This window comes from Algoriphagus aquimarinus, from assembly GCF_900112005.1.
GTDB classification, from domain to species: domain Bacteria; phylum Bacteroidota; class Bacteroidia; order Cytophagales; family Cyclobacteriaceae; genus Algoriphagus; species Algoriphagus aquimarinus.
This window is the reverse complement of record NZ_FOKK01000009.1, coordinates 188213-204193: the sequence shown is the minus strand read 5'-3', so window position 1 is coordinate 204193 and position 15981 is coordinate 188213. Positions and strand designations below refer to the sequence as shown.

Annotated in this window: 17 protein-coding genes; 1 reads left to right on the top strand and 16 read right to left on the bottom strand. The window is 40.5% G+C overall.

From position 1 onward, the window contains the following. The coding region (locus tag BM291_RS13500; protein ID WP_139229098.1) for a T9SS type A sorting domain-containing protein at positions 1–2061 on the top strand (2061 nt) is incomplete at its 5' end. Positions 2062–2111: 50 nt separating this feature from the next. Here BM291_RS13500 and BM291_RS13495 read toward each other — a convergent pair. The 16 genes from BM291_RS13495 to BM291_RS13420 form a co-directional block, all read right to left on the bottom strand. Beyond that, the gene (locus BM291_RS13495) at positions 2112–2648 is read right to left on the bottom strand and encodes a GNAT family N-acetyltransferase (RefSeq protein ID WP_092898266.1); all 537 of its coding nucleotides are present in this window, start codon (positions 2646–2648) and stop codon (positions 2112–2114) included. Between the two features lie 110 nt (positions 2649–2758). Then, complete coding sequence (locus BM291_RS13490; RefSeq protein WP_092898264.1) at positions 2759–3727, bottom strand: transketolase family protein; 969 nt, start codon at positions 3725–3727, stop codon at positions 2759–2761. Between the two features lie 37 nt (positions 3728–3764). Continuing rightward, positions 3765–4616, bottom strand: coding sequence for a transketolase (locus BM291_RS13485; protein WP_092898262.1), 852 nt, complete (start codon positions 4614–4616; stop codon positions 3765–3767). Between the two features lie 11 nt (positions 4617–4627). Further along, positions 4628–5077 carry a thioredoxin-dependent thiol peroxidase gene (gene bcp, locus BM291_RS13480; RefSeq protein WP_092898260.1) on the bottom strand — a complete coding sequence of 150 codons (450 nt, stop codon included), beginning with the start codon at positions 5075–5077 and terminating at the stop codon, positions 4628–4630. Positions 5078–5101: 24 nt separating this feature from the next. Next, positions 5102–6976 (bottom strand): M23 family metallopeptidase, encoded by a 1875-nt coding sequence (locus BM291_RS13475; protein WP_245786870.1) that lies wholly within the window; start codon positions 6974–6976, stop codon positions 5102–5104. Beyond that, on the bottom strand, positions 6963–7574 hold the full coding sequence (locus tag BM291_RS13470) for a fumarylacetoacetate hydrolase family protein (protein WP_092898258.1): 612 nt from the start codon (positions 7572–7574) through the stop codon (positions 6963–6965). Before BM291_RS13470 ends, BM291_RS13475 begins: the two co-directional genes overlap by 14 nt. A 51-nt stretch (positions 7575–7625) precedes the next feature. Beyond that, positions 7626–8357, bottom strand: coding sequence for an SGNH/GDSL hydrolase family protein (locus BM291_RS13465; RefSeq protein ID WP_245786869.1), 732 nt, complete (start codon positions 8355–8357; stop codon positions 7626–7628). Positions 8358–8465: 108 nt separating this feature from the next. Next, positions 8466–9506: a S66 peptidase family protein gene (locus BM291_RS13460; protein WP_092898256.1), complete on the bottom strand. Its 1041-nt coding sequence runs from the start codon at positions 9504–9506 to the stop codon at positions 8466–8468. 444 nt (positions 9507–9950) lie between these two features. Continuing rightward, a complete protein-coding gene (locus BM291_RS13455; protein ID WP_092898254.1) occupies positions 9951–10256 on the bottom strand; it encodes a type II toxin-antitoxin system RelE/ParE family toxin in 306 nt (101 codons plus the stop codon). Continuing rightward, positions 10241–10477: a hypothetical protein gene (locus BM291_RS13450; RefSeq protein WP_092898252.1), complete on the bottom strand. Its 237-nt coding sequence runs from the start codon at positions 10475–10477 to the stop codon at positions 10241–10243. Before BM291_RS13450 ends, BM291_RS13455 begins: the two co-directional genes overlap by 16 nt. A gap of 249 nt (positions 10478–10726) precedes the next feature. Next, positions 10727–11320, bottom strand: a complete 594-nt coding sequence (locus BM291_RS13445; RefSeq protein ID WP_092898250.1) for a hypothetical protein — start codon at positions 11318–11320, stop codon at positions 10727–10729. Continuing rightward, positions 11310–11813, bottom strand: coding sequence for an RNA polymerase sigma factor (locus tag BM291_RS13440; protein ID WP_175499703.1), 504 nt, complete (start codon positions 11811–11813; stop codon positions 11310–11312). The genes BM291_RS13445 and BM291_RS13440 overlap by 11 nt, the downstream gene beginning before the upstream one ends. Next, positions 11810–12667: an alpha/beta fold hydrolase gene (locus tag BM291_RS13435; RefSeq protein ID WP_092898248.1), complete on the bottom strand. Its 858-nt coding sequence runs from the start codon at positions 12665–12667 to the stop codon at positions 11810–11812. Before BM291_RS13435 ends, BM291_RS13440 begins: the two co-directional genes overlap by 4 nt. 213 nt (positions 12668–12880) lie before the next feature. Then, entirely contained in the window at positions 12881–14173 is a 1293-nt protein-coding gene (locus BM291_RS13430) for a D-alanyl-D-alanine carboxypeptidase (protein WP_092898246.1), read from the bottom strand. A gap of 2 nt (positions 14174–14175) precedes the next feature. After that, positions 14176–14553 (bottom strand): DUF423 domain-containing protein, encoded by a 378-nt coding sequence (locus BM291_RS13425; RefSeq protein WP_092898244.1) that lies wholly within the window; start codon positions 14551–14553, stop codon positions 14176–14178. A gap of 320 nt (positions 14554–14873) precedes the next feature. Continuing rightward, the gene (locus BM291_RS13420) at positions 14874–15812 is read right to left on the bottom strand and encodes a GNAT family N-acetyltransferase (protein ID WP_092898242.1); all 939 of its coding nucleotides are present in this window, start codon (positions 15810–15812) and stop codon (positions 14874–14876) included. Positions 15813–15981 lie beyond the last annotated feature (169 nt).

The window sequence follows — 15981 nt, the reverse complement described above, 5'->3', positions numbered from 1 at the left end:
AGTGATTGGGCTGCATTTGCCATAAACCAAATAGCTGCTAGCATCACTGTAATCAGATCAAGCGGCGACTACAATGGTAATCCATTTGAAGCGACTGGAGCTGTAACCGGATTAGGAGGAACTCCTTTAAGTCCTTCAGTAACGTTCGAGTACGAAGAGTATAACGGAAGTGTTTGGTCTAGCATAGCAGGAGCACCAACAGATGCTGGCTCATACCGTGTGAGATCAAACTTCGCAGGCAATACCAACTATATCTCAGGATCTAGTGACTGGGCAGCATTTGCAATCAATCAAATAGCTGCATCTATCACGGTTACGGGGTACACTGGAACATACGATGGAGCTGCACATGGAGCAACAGTCACAGCTATTGGAATACAAGGTGAAACCTTGGTAGGATTGAATCTTGGTGCAAGCTTCACCAATGTTCCTGGTGGGACCGCTTACTGGACGTTCATTGATATTACTGGTAACTATACCGATGACAACGGTTCAGTTCAAATTGTAATCAACGAAGCGTCAACCACTATCTCAGTTCAAAACTCTATTGCTGACTGCGATGGAGATGACGTTACTCTAACTGCGATAGTAAATACGATTAATCCGGCTATCCAAGCCGATGTTAATAGCCTTGGCGGTATAGTCACCTTCAAAAACGGTAGTACCACAATAGGAACTGTCACAGCTTCATCGGTTACTGGTGGCACTTTCTCTAATTCCTTCCCAATTAGTCTTCCACTAGGAACTACCTATTCTATCACAGCTGAATTTGTTCCTTATTCAGGAAATCTTACTGGTTCTCAGTCGACTACGGTAGCTCAATTGACAGTAATGAAAGCGACCATTAGTTCAAGCATTCCAAAAAATTCAAATGGCAATGTGGTTATATTTGATGGAGCGGCAAGTTCCCTAGGATTACCTTCCAGCACTACCTTGACAGCTGCTTATCAGCCTTCATCTTATTCAGGAGTAACTTACAAATGGTTCTCGAGAAATGACGGTGGCACATTCACTCATATTCCTAATGTCGTGAATTCAACTTATCAGGTTGTTGCAAATGGTGACTTTGTGAGAGAATACAAGGTAGAGTTGATTGTAAATGGCCAATGTGTAGGAAATGAAATCTTCTCTAAAGTGATCTCAGTCGAAGCCTCTTGTGGCAAAGCCGGACAAGATAAAGTTCAGGTCTGTCATGTTATGCCAAATGGCAAGAGAAATAACATATGTGTCAGCGCAAATGCAGTGAATGCCTTACTTGCAGGAAGCCCAGGTTCCTATATCGGTAACTGTAATGTTACTTACAGAATGGAAGATGAGCCAGAATTGATCACTGTTCCATGGAATACTCCGCTTGAAGTGATAAATGATAAAATCGTTTCTCAGAGCGAAAACTGGTTTGAGCAAAAGAAAATCAAGCTGACTATCAACGCTGAATCGTACAATCCACTTGCAGCAGGTTTCTATGAAATGAAAGTTGATGTGCAGGCTAACGAATGGTTTACTCTTGAAGAGCAAATTAATGTCAATGTACTAGTGGCAGATAAGCCTCTGGCAACAGATATTAAATTGAGCAATTCTATTCTACTTAGAAATATCCATAACGGTAGCGTGATAGGTGATTTTAATACGATTGATCCTGTGGATGATCAGCATACCTATACGATCGCTGAGCATACTGATTTTGAGCTTGTTGGGAAGTCAGTTGTTTGGAAGGGAACTGTTATTCCAGCAACAGCCAGAATAACAGTCTTTAGTACGGATAGAGCAGGGCAGACGATCGAAAGAGCAATTGAGCTAAGCCGAGAGCCTAGATTCGGAGAATTCAACATGTTCCCTAATCCAGCAAGTTCGGATGTAAATCTTGAAGTAGAATTGGACCAAAGCATGAATGTGGGAATTAGAATCTATGATGCAGTCGGAAGATTGGTTTATCAGGAAGAAGGAGTTCAAAATGGTATGGCTACTTACCAGATAGCTATTGCCCACCTGAGTCCGGGTATTTACACAGTTCAGGTGAAGACAGGAATACTTGTGATGAACAAGAGATTGATCAAAAAGTAAAATTCAATTCTTAACACTAAAGCCTCTCCTAGAAACAGGAGAGGCTTTTTTTAGACCTTTTTCTTCATGATCTGTATTCCCCTAACTTCAGAGTGCAGACGTTCAAATTCCAATTGATAGGTTAATACCCAAGCATATCCCATCTTCTCGTAAAATCGTTTTGCCTGAGGCTTTTTAGTCATGGCTTCCAACCAAATAAAATCCAACTCGTTTTCTTTGGCAACTTTCTCAACATACTGCATTAATTGCTGGGCTATTCCAGTTCCGTGCACCGACTGTGCTAGATAAAGTCGGTGAAGTTTCATCGCATGTGGAATTTCAGTTTTTGTAGGCGAAAAGGGGAAGTCATACTTTAGAATTCCAACTTTATTTCCTTGATATTCCACGAAAAAATAATGGCTATTATCGGCAGAAAGCTCCTTTTTGAGATTTTCAAAACTATAGCATAACTCTAAATACCATTCACCTTCATCAGTCCAGAAATCCGGATAGGCGCTGTTGTAAACCTCATCCATCAATTCAAATAGTGTGGGTTGATCTTCGAGTTTGATAGGGTAAAGTGTAAGATCGTTATCGAGGCTAATCATCAGAATTTAAAACTTTTCCTAAGATAGAAAACAATAAAAAACCACAGTCATCTGACTGTGGTTTCATAAATCGTTAAGCTGCTTCTCCAGAAGCAGCTGTGCTATACAATTTACTTTCTAGCCAAAACTTTCTTGGCAGCAGCTACAATGTTTGCAGCGTTCAAGCCATATTTCTCAAGTAATTGAGTAGGAGTTCCAGACTCGCCAAAGCTGTCGTTTACACCCACATACTCCACAGGAGCAGGATTGTGTCTTGCTAAGGTTTGAGCTACGCTATCGCCTAAGCCACCATTGTATTGGTGTTCTTCTGCTGTGACTGCACAGCCAGTTTTAGCTACAGAATCAAGAATTGCTTCCTCGTCCAGTGGCTTGATCGTGTGAATGTTGATCACTTCAGCAGAGATGCCTTCGCTTCTCAAGATTGCTTCAGCTACTACTGCTTCCCATACCAAATGGCCAGTTGCGAAAATAGTTACGTCAGTTCCCTCGATCATTTTCCAAGCTTTTCCGATCTCAAACTTCTGAGCTGGATCAGTGAAAATAGGCCAAGATGGACGGCCGAATCTTAGGTAAACAGGTCCTTCGTATTCAGCAATCGCAATAGTTGCCGCTTTAGTCTGGTTATAATCGCAAGGATTAATCACCGTCATGTGCGGAAGCATTTTCATCATGCCCACATCTTCCAGGATCTGGTGAGTAGCACCGTCTTCTCCAAGAGTCAAGCCTGCGTGAGATGCACAGATTTTCACATTCTTACCAGAGTAGGCGATAGACTGACGAATCTGATCATACACACGACCGGTTGAGAAGTTGGCGAAAGTACCTGTAAAAGGAATCTTGCCATTGATAGTCATACCCGCTGCTATACCCATCATGTTCGCTTCTGCGATACCAGTTTGGAAGAATCGCTCTGGGAATTCCTTCTGGAATGCTCCCATTTTCAATGAACCGATCAAATCAGCACAAAGTCCTACCACATTAGGGTTCTTACGGCCAGCTTCTAATAAGCCATCACCGAATCCTGAACGTGTATCTTTTTTTTCTGTATAGTTGAATTTTAAATCCAATGTCTTTTCCATGTTTTCTTTTGAGTAAATGGTCTAAAAATAGCCTTGATTAAAAATCACCAATGGTTTCTGGTAATTGTCCCAAAGCGTCTGCTAGTTGCTCGTCACTTGGAGCGATACCATGCCACTTGTGTGTGCCAACCATAAAGTCAACGCCAAAGCCCATTTCAGTATGAAGTAAATTCATCACTGGCTTTCCTTTGCCGCTAAGACTCTTAGCTTTTTCCAGTCCTTCTACTACAGACTTCATGTCATTTCCCTGTAGGGTATCAATAACTTCCCATCCGAAAGACTCATATTTTGCTCTCAAGTCGATCAAGTCCATGATCTCCGCGGTAGGTCCATCGATCTGCTGCCTGTTCAAGTCAATAGTAGCGATCAAATTGTCTACTTTCCAGTGAGCTGCATACATAGCTGCTTCCCAAACTTGACCTTCTTCTTGCTCGCCATCGCCCATAAGTACATAAACAGTACTTCCGTCGCCATCGATTTTTTTAGCTTGTGCAGCACCGATTGCTACTGACATGCCTTGACCTAGTGATCCAGAAGCGATTCTGATTCCTGGAAGTCCTTCTTCTGTAGCTGGGTGACCTTGAAGTCTAGAATTCAGTTTTCTGAATGTGTCCATTTCCTCAGGAGAAAAATAGCCTGATCTAGCAAGTACAGAGTACCAAACGGGTGAAATATGGCCATTGGAAAGGAAAAATAGGTCTTCACCTTTTCCTTCCATTTTGAAGTTTGAATCGTGATTTAACTGGTCAAAGTACAGTGCTACAAAGAATTCTGTACAACCTAAAGATGCGCCAGGGTGTCCTGACTGTACCGCATGGACCATTCTAAGAATGTCCCTACGAACCTGTGATGCAACGCTTTCGAGTTGTTCGATTGATTTTTTTTCCATTTCGGATAGGTCTATTTAAGGATTTGAGAGGTATGCTCTTTTGTATTTACTTTTTCTATTATTTCAGCAATTTTGCCTTCTTCGTCGATGACAAAAGTCGTTCTGACGGTTCCCATATAGGTTTTGCCAAACGTATTCTTTTCCTGCCATGTGCCGAAAGCTTCGTGAACTTTCAGGTCAGTGTCAGCGATAAGTGAAAATGGGAGGGCCTGCTTTTCTTTGAATTTCACATGCGATTTCTCTGCATCTGAACTGATCCCAAAGACTACATAACCTGCATTTTGTAACGCATCGTAATTGTCCCTCAGGTTACATGCTTGCGCAGTACATCCTGGGGTAGCGTCTTTTGGGTAAAAATAGAGGACAACCTTTTTCCCTCGATAGTCAGAAAGCTTGATCGTTTCTCCTGTCTCAATTTTCGCTTCAAAATCTGGGGCCATTTGGCCTTCTTCTAATTTCATATACTATTGTTTAAGGCGCCTAATTTAACCAATCGTTCCTTTCCATTCAGCAGTATTGCCAGCTTTATCGGTAACTTTTAGCAAAACTTCTCCTTTGAACGGTTCATTCGTTAATTTTTCGGACCAAATCACCGCTTGCTTGTACTCATATCGCATCAAAACCCATTTGCCATTTACAAAAGCTTCATAAGTGTCGATTCCTGATAAATCATCCTTGATCACGAAGCGCATATCAGAGGAATTGACTTTGATTAACTGGATCGTAGGCTTGGTATTATCCTGCAAAATGGAAATTTCTCCCAAATACCTAGACCCAAAATTTAGGGTATTTCCATTCCATGTACCTCCCAAAAAAGATTTGGAGCCGCCAGAGGTATAGTAAGCATGAGACCGATCTTTGTTCCCAGTATAGCCAGGTACATCCCACAGAATGTTCACTGCGTTCCAAAGATATTCCCGGTTGCTATTCACTATCAAGCGTGGTGCTGAAGCAGATCCAGACTGAGAAATTCTCAAGTACAAATCATCTAGAACAGTCTCGTGCTTGAAATTCAGTTGCACGTTTTTGTCTGAGTAGGAGATCTCTTTTCCTGCAGGTATTAGTGCATTGATCCCAGGTATTACCACTTCAGAGCAAATATCAATTTCGTCAGGAATGCCAAATTCCATGTCCCAAAGGTAGGTGCGACTGTTTGCGTCCTGATAGGCCGGAAGCATTTCAAATTGGTTTGCACCTACATAGAATTTTGCTAACCCCCCTTTTGGAGTAACTGGAGCCTTGATTTTCAGGATATTATTGATGTAATCCAGCGAAGCCCGAGAAGGAGCAGTGCCATCATTTACATTCGTCTCCAAATCCTGACCTTGCAACGTGAAACTAATCTGACGTTCATTTCCATGAGCATCGCGTAGCTTCAGTTTGTAGTCTTTTTTTACTCCAGGCTCTAGTTCTAGGTGTCCAGATGTTTCAGTATTTGGACTGATAAATTCAAACTTTAAATTCTTCTGAGAATAAAGTTTTGAATAGCTATTTTGATAGGTGTACAATAGGAATTGTCTCGTATAGTTGAAATCAACCTTGTTCACAGTCAAATTGAATACCGTGCCTTTTTCATCAGCCAATTCAAAAGTAGGAGAGCCATTTTTATTACTGGCTCCATCCAGTTGATCGTAGCTGCGGATTTCTATACCTACTTTTCCAGTAATCTTAATATCACTCGGTAAGCGGTAATTAGAGCCGCTGGCTACTGGTGTGACTACAAGCCTTGCAAATTTCCCATTCACTCGGGAGTCTATATCCAGTGGAACTATGGCTATGCTTTGAGGTACCGGTGCCGTGTTATCTAGAATTTCAGGAAAGCCAAATAGGAGAGGGTCCATGGCTCTTTCGAGACTATCACGTATCTCAAAATGCAAATGTGGTCCACCAGATCCACCCGTATTTCCGCTATCTGCTATCCTTTGACCCTGCTTTACGGGCAATTCTCCAGGCTCAGGAAATACTTCCAAATCAATTGCTTTTGCCTCATACATTTTCTTACGCATGTAGTCGCCAAGCTCCTTGTTGAAATTCCGCAGGTGTCCGTAGAGCGTGATTTTGCCATTTGGATGCTTGAGGTAAATCACATTACCGTAACCAAAGGATGATATCTTAATTCTATAAACCCAGCCATCGGCTGCAGCCAAGATCGGAAGACCTTCTTGACCACCAGTTTTGAAATCCAAACCCGTATGAAAGTGGTTGGGTCTTAACTCTGCAAAGTTTCCCGCTAGATAATTTCTGGTTCCCGGGCTGATTGGATTCTTGAAATAGCCCTTGTCCACTTCCTGAGCATTCAGCTCAAGCGCGGTAAAGAATCCAAGAAAAAGGAGGGCGTAGCGCAACTTACTTAACTTCAAAATCCAATAACTTTTCTGTTCCTATAAATCCTTCCAACTGATCCCCAATCTGCACTGGACCCACTCCTGCAGGTGTTCCAGTATAGATTAAATCTCCTTTTTTTAGCATGAAAAATTGCGACACATATTCTATGATTGTTCCGAAATCAAAAAGCATCAAAGAGGTATTTCCTTTTTGTCTAGTCTCGCCATTGATGGTCAAATGAAAATCTATGTTTTTCAGATCTTCAAATTCATCAACGGATTTGAAGCCTCCAATTGGAGCAGCTCCGTTGAATCCCTTGGCTATTTCCCAGGGCAAGCCTTTTGCCTTGCATTGATCCTGGAGATCGCGCGCGGTAAAGTCAATTCCAAATCCTATTTCATCAAAATAGCGATGGGCAAATTTCTTCTGAATGTATTTTCCTTGTTTGGAAATCTTCAGCACTAGCTCGGCTTCATGATGGATATTTTTAGAAAATTCAGGGTAGAAAAAAGGAGCTCCGTCCTTCAATTGCGCAGTATCTGGCTTTAGAAAAACGACCGGATTTCCGGGAGTTTCATTTTTCAATTCCTCTATATGAGCCGCATAGTTTCGGCCAATGCAAATAATTTTCATAGTGTTAGGCTATTAGTCTACAGCTTTGCAAAATTAGAAAGGTTTCATGATTTAGTAATTTTTCAATTGGACTTGCTCAAAAAGCTTTTCCGTCCAAAGTCCGTACATTTTTGCACTAGGATGTAAACCATCCGCCGCAAGCATGTCTGGCTGAGCTCCTTCTTTTCTGTATAAAGTGGTAATATCAATATAAGTGACGTCATGCTTTTCGCAAATTTTAGCTTTCAATCGATTATAGGCATCGATATCATCGGCAATTTTACTTTTATCTCTGCCACTTTGAGCAGCGAAAGGTGTAACTCCCCAGTCTGGGATAGATAGTACCACTACGTGATTACTATTTGCCCGAGCAAAGCTGATGGCTCGTAGAAGCATTTTTTCAAACTCCTCTTCGAATTTCGAAATAGGAAGTCCACGGTATTGATTATTCACCCCAATCGAAAGGGTAACCAAATCGTAGGTATTCCCTTCAATATCGTCTCTGTTTATTCCTTGTTCCAATTCATCAACAGTCCAACCTGTCCGTGCTATCACTTTTGGAGCATCCCAAACTTTACTGCTTTCGGCATTCAATTGAGTAATCAATTGGCTGGGATATCGACCAGCATCGCTGACTCCTTCGCCGATAGTATAGCTATCTCCGAGCGCCAAATAGGTGAGTTTGGTGGAATTATCTGTCGTGTTTTCAGTCATTTGTGAATCTGAATTATCGGGAAGCATATTCTTAGAACTGTTACAGGAAAGCATTCCCAGAATAGTAAACGTGATGAGTACAAATTTCATGTGTAGTTAATTGATTGTCAATGGACACATACCATTCGCAATAATCCTATGCTCTACATTTGAGAACCTGATTCCTTGCTCATTTCATAGTAAGCCCTTTCTTATTTCTTACTGAAATACGGACTCAAGTAGTGTAATGGTTCCTTTGTCCGCGTCCATAGCAACTTTCGCTCCTACAGGTATGATAAATTGCTTAGAAATATGTCCAATCATCGCGCCAGAGTATGCAGGAATATTAAGCGGGAGAATGTAATCATCTAGCACCTGATCCAAAGTAAGTGAGCCATATCCGCCACCAGGCTCGCAATCAGAACATTGACCAAAGACAAAGCCTTTAATATTTTCCAGTGTGCCATTCAATTTCAGGGTGCTCATCATACGATCCATTTTGTATGGATCTTCTCCTACATCTTCGATGAAAAGAATTGCGTCTTTGAAATCTGGATAATAGGGAGAACCGGATATTGCAGTCAAAACGGATAGATTTCCTCCCAATATTTTACCTGTAGCTTTACCAGCTGTAATGGTTTGAATTCGGTTTGATTTGACTACTAACTCATCGCTCTCAGAATGGATGTTTTCGTAAGTAATCATTTCCTGCTCAAAGAATACTTTCTCAAATTGATCCACATTGAAGCTGTTCCAGCTTCCAGAACCCATCGGGCCATGAAAAGTAATCAAGCCAGTTTGAGCGTGAATAGCACAATGCAAAGCTGTGATGTCCGAATAACCAAGAAGTGGTTTTGGGTTTTTGGAGATGTTTTTATAATCGATTAAAGGCAAAATCCTAGCCGCACCCGAACCTCCACGAATGCTTACGATTGCTTTTACTTCTTTGTCAGCGAACATATCATTCAAATCTCCAGCACGTTCTTCATCAGTTCCAGCCAAATGTCCTCTGCGACTCATCAGGTTTTTACCAAGTTTAACTTCGAATCCCAACGCTTCCAACGCTTCCTTAGCAAAAGTAAACTGCATCCTATCTGCAGTAGCCGCAGAGGGAGAAATCAGCCCAACTGTATCACCTTTTTTAAGTGCCTTCGGCAAAAGAGTTTTTGGGTCGTAAGCTGAATGAGCTGAATCAAAAGAAAGCATCGGAAATGATCCGGCAAGAAGTCCAAGGGATTTGAGGAAAGCGCGTTTTTGCATGTAAATAGAAGGTTTATACTTAAACGTGAAAATAGGGCTTTTTTATTTTGAATAGTAAGATCCTCTTCACTGGCATAAAAGGATATGGCTCGCAACGGCGGAGCGGATAGTCTTTAATGGATCCTCGAAGATTTTTTGATACAACGAACGTCGGTGCGAAAAATCTTTCGCCCATTAGGGAAAAGTGATGGTATGAAGCAAAGATTACTCACGAAAATGAGAATTTCGGCAAGCTTAGAGCTCAATTGTGGGAGTTAACGCTATGTAAAGATGCATTTTACATTAACCGACTTGAATTAGTTAGGATGTCTGTGAGCAACTACTAATTCTTATAAAAAGTAAATCTATCTGATGACTGCGCTAATACAGATTCTAGTCAGTGAATTACCCTACTAGGAAACTGACATGGTTTATAAATTGGGTATTAACAACCTATTTGTGTTTTCAAGTAGTAGAAAAATATTCTTGGTTTTCTGGGTTTTGCCTATTATCCCAGATCGCTAGGATTACAAGTTCTTCAGGGAATTCCTCATAAAACATCAGGTAATCCTTTACGATTTTTGATCGTACGTTTCCTGATGTTGTGAGTTTGCCAATATGTGGATTTGATTGGATAATTTTAACAGCCTCCTTAAAAAGGCCATTAAGTTTAATAGGGTAGAGATTTGATTTATTCCTCTTCTTCCAATAGGATAAAATTTCCTTTCTATTCTGTTCCGCTTTTAAGGTCCATACTACTTTCTTAGCCACTCCTCAATTTCTTCGTTTAGCTGGTCATTGTTTTTGACTTGAGCTGAGAAGTATTGTGCTCTTCCTTCTTCGATGATGTTTAGTTGATCATTTGATAAAATCAATCTCTCTGAAGAATCCAGATCAAATTCCAATAAACGATTTACTTCATCAAGAATTTTTGGATCATTAATTTGCTCTATTTTCTCAATTAGCTTTCGTTTTACCTCTATCGTTTTCATAGCCTCAAAGTTTTATCTAAAATATGAGTTTATTTTCAGATATCCTTACGCTCTAAGCTCTTCAGGGTTTGTTAGTAATACTCTTCGGACTTTATTTCGGCATGCATTTCAGTACTCATAAAAGATACTGTTCTTTCAAGTTTGAGTTACAGACTACGGTTCTGACAAATCACTGTGAATGCAATTACTTTTTTAGTCACAAACCTTACGAAGAAAGCACTAAGAGTTTTGTTTGATTCCCTTGACTATTTAACTTAATCCATCTTTCTTCTCCAGCATTCCTTCCATCTGCTCCATCATCGGCTTCAGTTCCTTATCGTATTTTTTTACTTTTTTTCTTATTTGCCAATGCATAAAACCACCCACCACAACTGTCAAAGCAAGGTGAATACCTATCCGTAGGAGGGCATTCAAGGGTTCAAGTAAGATATAATAACAGATGTTAAGTGCTAGCAAAAGGAAGAAGGTGTAGACGTACATGTACTTTTCCGCGATTTCGTAGCGGTAATTCAGCTTCTTGATTTGAGTTTTTAGATATTCCTCGTTTGTAAACCGTTCGCTGGAATCGTTTTTGGCAACTTTTGATCTAAATGCCATACCAAGTACCCAGATCATTGCAAAAGCAATTATGTATAAACTGATTTCGATTCCCTGACTCTCTCTCCAAGGCATAGACCAAAAGAGAAATCCAATCGTCAGTGGAGTGATGATCAACATAGAAATCACCTCTCGTCGTTGCTTGACCTCGGTTTTCTTCAGTCCTGCCATTAGTGTGGTCAAGTCAAATTCCACCGGCTTCTGTGCCTGCCAAAGTTTTTGAATGTTTTCGAAGTTATTTTCCATTAGGATTGAGGAGTTGTGTGAGTGAGATTTTTATGCGGTTAACTTTCACAGCCACGTAGTTTTCAGAAATCCCGGTCACTGCAGCAATCGTTTTGTAGGGCGTGTTTTCTAAAAGCAATGTCGCTATCACACGATCGGTTTCTGGCAGCGCATTAATCGCATTGTAGAGTTTTTGAAGCTGTAATTCCTGCTCGTGACTGTTGTTTTCTGGTTCAGCTAGATCCATTCCGCTGGGAAGATCCGCTTGCTCTGGCTTTTTCTTTTCTTTTGCAGAGAAGGTAATGGCAGTATTGTAAGCGATTCTATAGACCCAGGTACTGATATCACTATCGCTACGAAAGCTGTCAAGGTGCCTCCAGATTTTGATCAAAATCTCCTGAAAAAGGTCATGAGCTAGTTCTCTATCCTTCACAAAACCCAAGCAAAGACGGAAGATCTTGTCCTTGTGAGCTTTGTAAAGGTTTTCGAACTCAAGTTCCTTACTGTTCTTCATTTGACGAAATTCTGGATTTGTGTCATAAACCATTCAGGATTGTCCCACATAATAAAGTGATGCGCTGTTGGTGCCATTTCAATTTGTACATTTTCTGCCAGTTGATATTGCTGTCCGAAACTTGCACTAACAGACTCAGCCGTCATACCATAATCTTTCCCGGAATACCATGCTCCCAAAACCAGAATTGGTGTTTTCAGCTCGCTTAGATTTGTTCGGTAATCAGTGGTCATCAGTTCGTATATCGCTTGCCCAATAGTAGCTCGATCACTTTTTACAGACCAATCTTCTAGCTGTGGTATTCGGGTTTTTGTGGCTGTCATGATGGGCATGCTCGCTGCCTGCTGTTTATTGAATTCCTCTTGACTGGAATTGACTAGTGTAGAAGTTATTTGCTTGGCCATTGGCTTCATCATTTCTACTGTAGCCGTAGGATTCATAGCGGCAGAATAAAAAGGGTAGGAGTCTACAATTACAGCTTTGGAGATCAGTTCAGGATACTCATTTGCCAGCTGCAGCGATAAGAATCCGCCCAAACTATGACCTATGACTAGGACTGGTCTGTTCATTATTTCAATGTATGAGGCAATTTCGGTTTTCATTTTTGGGAGAAAACCAGCATTCAAATCGGTAGCAAGCTGACCAGCAAAGCCAGGTAAAGTCAGTACATGGCATTCATTGGTTTTGCTAAGTGCTAGGACTGTTTCATCCCAAACTTCACCAGAAGAAGCCAAGCCTGGGATTAAAATGATTGTTGGTCCAGAGCCAGATACCTTGACATCAAACGAGTTTTGTGAATAAGAGAAGCTGATGAATCCAAAAAAGAGGAGGTAGAGAATCAGTGATTTTTTCATGGTTTATGTTGTTTTACCCTTTAGACCATGAGTTGTCTGAATCCTTACAGTAATGATGGATTTATTTTCAGAAATTTTATTTTAACAATAAAGCACACAGAGGTTGTTGTGCAGAACAAGTAAAAGAATGGACTTACACTTTAATCGAATACTTTAACTGATGCGTTAATCTCGTAAATCGTAAATCGTAAATCACAAATCACAAATCTCAGTTCAAATCATCTCTCTAAGCATTCCCATCACTTTTTCCATTTCCCTTCTGACTTCTGAAGCTTTCCATGGGTAGTTTGAATTCATAAAGGCAAAGCAATAATACTTGCCACTTTTACCTTTAATTAGACCTACGAGGCTATGATTATTGCTCATCGTGCCAGTTTTCGCGAAAATATAAGGTTGTTCTGCTCTGTAGCTATTTTCCAAAGTTCCTGATTTACCGCCAGTTGGTAGTAATTCAAAAAGCTGTTGGTCGGGAACCATCCTATAGATCTTTTCAAAAAGAGCAACCATAGTACGCGGAGTAATCAAGTCATGGCGGCTCAACCCTGAGCCATCCACCCATTGTGGTTTGTCTGGAAGGTCATACAGATAGGTTTTGAGCATGTATTCTATGGCACGCTCGGTGTCCAATCTCTGGAAAAGTCGATCTGAAACCATCAGCATCAATTGCTCCGCTAGGTAATTGTCGCTTTCCAACATCATCTCTTTTAAAATTGGAAATAGTGGAGCTCCTCTCCATTCCTGATGGATTTTCGGCAAACTGTCAGGCTGGTAAATCCAGTTTTTACCGGTAGCATCTGAGGCTAGCTTGATAAAAAGCTCAGGAGAGGTGATGAAAGGAATAAACTCCTCTTTGGCTCGGAAGTTATTGGGATTGTAGTAGAACTTATTACTATGAAAATCTCGCTCCAACTCTCGGATGGTTCTTTGAGTAGGAAAAATATCTGGTTGAAAACTAGGCGGGAACACCGTTGGAGCATTGCCTACCTTTTTCACCTGCACCAAATTGCCATAGATAGGTAAGGAAGTACGCTCCGCAGAATAATTGTAGTAATAATCATCCCATTGCCAGCCATATCCAAAGGCTGGAGACATCATATTCGCATCCGAAAACAATACCTTATCATAGGTTGCCAGAAATTCACGGAACTCAGGTTGGAAAAACTTCTTGTACTTCCAGCTAGGATCGCCAGATCCCCATATCTTAATCGTTTTTCCTTCCGTGACATAGCGTAAAGTTTGCGTGCTGTCATTTAGGACAATTAGTGAGGAGAATAGCGTAAAAAGCTTGGTAGTTGAAGCTGGAATAAATCGCTGATGACTATTTTTTTCATAGAGTACTCGCTGAGAATCCAAATCGTAAAGCATGAATCCAGTGAGATGTCCATTGAAAAAACTTCCTTCACCTAAGGCAGATTCCAGTTTGAGGTATTGATCTCGGTTGAGTTGGCCAAATAGATTGGTACTAAAGAATACTAATAAGAACAAGAGACTGAGCTTTTTATGCATACTTAATTTTTTGAAGCAGCTAAAAACACTAAAATCCAGCCAGCTATAAAAGCCAGTCCTCCTAGAGGAGTGATAGCTCCTAGCCAGGTGATCCCTGTGAGTGAAAGCACGTACAAAGAACCTGAGAAAATCAAAATACCAACTGCCATCAAGATCGCTGAAGTTCTTAGCTTTTTCCATTCAGGTTTTACAATTGCCAAAATACCAATCAAGAAGATGGCTAAGGAATGATAAAAGTGGTATTTCACTGCAGTTTCAAATGTTTCGGCTCTACCAGTTTCGGCTAGAATCTCTTTCAATCCATGAGCTCCAAAAGCTCCGATTCCCACTGCCAAAGCACCTAGAATAGCTGCCGTTTGTATGATTTGTTTTCCTTTCATTTTTTTCAATTACTTATTTGTTTCCAGTGATTTGAAAACTTCATTATGTGATTATCCGCAATGATGCCAGTTGCCTTAGATTCTTTGCTTATCTGGTCGGAAGACCGATGACCGAAGACCGAAGTGACCTCAATTATAAATTTGAACAAATTCTAGATTTCTTTTCCCTCTTTACTGGTAGAAAAGCGGATATACATATTTCATTCAATGTTCATCATTCGACATTGCATCTATTTATTTCTAATGGAGAACATCCGAAAATGTATAGCGAAGTTAATTACAGACAGTATAAAACCTCATAGTATTGAAGCTTTTCGATCTCAAAAAACTTCCAAATCGCCCAAGCTCCAAGCCCAAGGTTTCTGAAGAAGATCATCGGTAGAACTTACTTGTCTAAGCGTTACTTCAGGCCCTATGGACATCACTGGCATCAGACCCATATCAATCGGTAAATCATTCTTAAATCGTAACCCAGAAAAAGAAGTGAATCTCACACTTTCATTCTTTTGTACAGTTTTCAACCGACTGTTTAGTTGCTTCTTCTCATTTTGACCGAAATCTGGTAGCTGGAAGAAATCCACAATTCTGAGTTCTTTGCCTATTTTTCCTTCTTTAATTCTGTAAATCAAAAGGTAGGTTTCTCCATCAGAAATGAACTCATACGGAAAGAGCGGGCAAGAGATGTATCTCCAACCTATGTAACCCGGGATGACATTTGTCTCAATATTTTCTGATGTAAATTTGAACTCTTCTATTGTATGAATAATTGAAGAGATACTAGTCCAGTCACTTGCTGGAGACTGGTTTTTACTTTTTCTTAAACTTAGGTTAAAGTGCATTTTTAGGGGAAGCTTACCCCATTTTTCCCAGCCCATTTTCAAGTAGCCAGGTGAACTTTGCGCATTGGGCGTATTATAAATCAGATCTATGCCTTCTTCCTTGAGATCTTCGATAAGAGAAAGTGTAAGACTCTTAAAAAGTCCTTTTCCTTGATAATCAGGATGGATGGCTGTGTCTACTGCTCTACAAGCTTTTATGAGTTGATCTCCTTGAAGGAATTCCCACTTTAAAAACACGCGAACGCCGCATATTACACCATCATCTTCTGCGACCAGCACAGGAGATGCTCCAAATGGGTTTGCCCTATGTTTCCAGTTCCAGAGTTCCTCAGATTTCGGGATCATACTTTCTCCCAAGGAGGCCTTCAATAAGTTAATTATTGAAGTGGAATCACTTGAATTCGCCTTTCTGATTTGCATAGGATGAAGATAAGGAGATTTTTGAACTTAGGAATTAACCCCAAAGTCCTTGCGTAATTTTATGATCTTTGACGATTATACGTTGTCAATAGATGTTTTTTCATGCAGCTAGCTATGCTTTGCACAAAAATCATGAGCTATATTGCTTTTTTAATTGATTACATAGTTT